Origin of the sequence: Streptomyces sp. NEAU-W12 (genome assembly GCF_026242095.1) — a bacterium.
Lineage (GTDB): Bacteria > Actinomycetota > Actinomycetes > Streptomycetales > Streptomycetaceae > Streptomyces.
Map to the genome: position 1 here is coordinate 1 of NZ_JAPJDM010000082.1, position 2175 is coordinate 2175.

The 2175-nt window shown below is 67.7% G+C and carries 1 protein-coding gene and 1 pseudogene; both read right to left on the reverse strand.

The features are described 5' to 3' along the window. Nucleotides 1-1556: maltose alpha-D-glucosyltransferase (treS, locus tag ORI94_RS35130; protein WP_266083162.1), on the reverse strand; the 1556-nt coding region annotated here is incomplete at its 3' end. Then, a pseudogene (locus ORI94_RS35135) lies at nt 1553-2175 on the reverse strand (alpha-1,4-glucan--maltose-1-phosphate maltosyltransferase); the annotation flags it as partial. The pseudogene ORI94_RS35135 and the gene treS, both read right to left, overlap by 4 nt.

A 2175-nucleotide genomic window follows, 5' to 3' on the forward strand; every position in this document is an offset into this window, starting at 1 on the left:
TCGGTGGGCTGGGCGAAGCGGGAGAAGTTGTTGACGCAGAGCACCAGGTCGTCCTCGTACTCCCGGAGGAAGGCCAGGACGGCGGGGTTGGAGGAGGGGAGCTCGGTGTAGGTGCCGAGGCCGAAGGCGGGGTTCTGCTTGCGGATCTCGATCATCCGGCGGGTCCAGTGCAGCAGCGAGGAGGGCGAGGCCATGGACGCCTCGACGTTGGTGACCTGGTAGCCGTAGACCGGGTCCATGATCGTGGGCAGGAACAGCCGCCCGGGGTCGGAGGAGGAGAAGCCGGCGTTGCGGTCGGGGGTCCACTGCATGGGGGTGCGGACGGCGTCGCGGTCGCCGAGCCAGATGTTGTCGCCCATGCCGATCTCGTCGCCGTAGTAGAGGATCGGCGAGCCGGGCAGGGACAGCAGCAGGGCGTTGAAGAGTTCGATCTGGTTGCGGTCGTTGTCCAGGAGCGGGGCGAGGCGGCGGCGGATGCCGATGTTGGCGCGCATGCGGGGGTCCTTGGCGTACTCGGCCCACATGTAGTCGCGTTCCTCGTCGGTGACCATTTCCAGGGTCAGCTCGTCGTGGTTGCGCAGGAAGATGCCCCACTGGCAGCGGGAGGGGATGACGGGGGTCTTGGCGAGGATCTCGGAGACGGGGTGGCGGGACTCGCGGCGTACGGCCATGAAGATGCGGGGCATGACGGGGAAGTGGAAGGCCATGTGGCATTCGTCGCCGCCGACGGTGTAGTCGCCGAAGTAGTCGACCACGTCCTCCGGCCACTGGTTCGCCTCCGCCAGCAGCACGGTGTCGGGGTACTGCGCGTCGATCTCCTTGCGCACCCGCTTGAGGAAGGCGTGCGAGGCGGGCAGGTTCTCGCAGTTGGTGCCCTCCTCCTGGTAGAGGTACGGCACCGCGTCCAGCCGGAAGCCGTCGATGCCCAGGTCCAGCCAGAACTTCAGTGCGGAGATCATCTCCTCCTGCACGGCCGGGTTCTCGTAGTTCAGGTCCGGCTGGTGCGAGAAGAAGCGGTGCCAGTAGTACTGCCCGCGGACCTGGTCGTAGGTCCAGTTGGAGGCCTCGGTGTCGACGAAGATGATCCGCGCGTCCTGGTACTGCTTGTCGTCGTCCGCCCAGACGTAGTAGTCGCCGTAGGGGCCGTCCGGGTTCCGGCGGGACTCCTGGAACCACGGGTGCTGGTCGCTGGTGTGGTTCATGACGAAGTCGATGATCACGCGCATGCCCCGCTGGTGGGCGGCGTCCACGAACTCCACGAAGTCGGCGAGGTCGCCGAAGTCGGGCAGGACGGCGGTGTAGTCGGCGACGTCGTAACCGCCGTCGCGCAGGGGCGACTTGAAGAAGGGCGGCAGCCAGAGGCAGTCGACGCCGAGCCACTGCAGATAGTCGAGCTTGGCGGTCAGTCCCTTCAGGTCGCCGATGCCGTCGCCGTTGCTGTCCTGGAAGGAGCGGACGAGGACCTCGTAGAAGACGGCTCGCTTGAACCAGTCGGGGTCGCGGTCCTGCGCCGGTGTGTCCTCGAAGGTGTCCGGTACGGGCTCGTTGACGATCATGATGCGGGTGACCCTCCGATCTGCGGGGTGGACGGTCGCAGGGCCGTGCCGTGCTCGTCGGGGGACGCGGGACCGGCGGCGGTCGCCGCGCGGTCCGCGGATTCCCGGTTGACGACGAGCACATGTGCTCCGCCCGGCCCGAGACGCACGTAGTTGGCCCTGCCCCAGTGGTAGGTCTCGCCGGTGAGCTCGTCGCACACCGGCACCGACTCGTGCCACTCCAGGCCGAGTTGCGGCATGTCCAACGAGACCGTGGCCTCCTGGGTGTGGTGGGGATCGAGATTGACGACCACGAGAACCGTGTTCGCGCCCTGCCGCTTCGAGTACGCGATGACCGGGTCCTGGTCCGCCTGGTGGAAGTGGAGATCGCGCAGCTGGCGAAGGGCCGCGTTCTGCCGTCGGATGGTGTTGAGGCGGGTGATGAGGGGGGCGATGGTGCGGCCGGTGCGCTCGGCGGTGTCCCAGTCGCGGTGTGTGAGCTGGTACTTCTCCGAGTGGAGGTACTCCTCGCTGCCGTCGCGCAAGGGGGTGTTCTCGCAGAGTTCGTAGCCGCTGTAGATGCCCCAGGTGGGGGAGAGGGTGGCGGCGAGGACGGCACGGGCCTCGAAGGCGGGCCGGC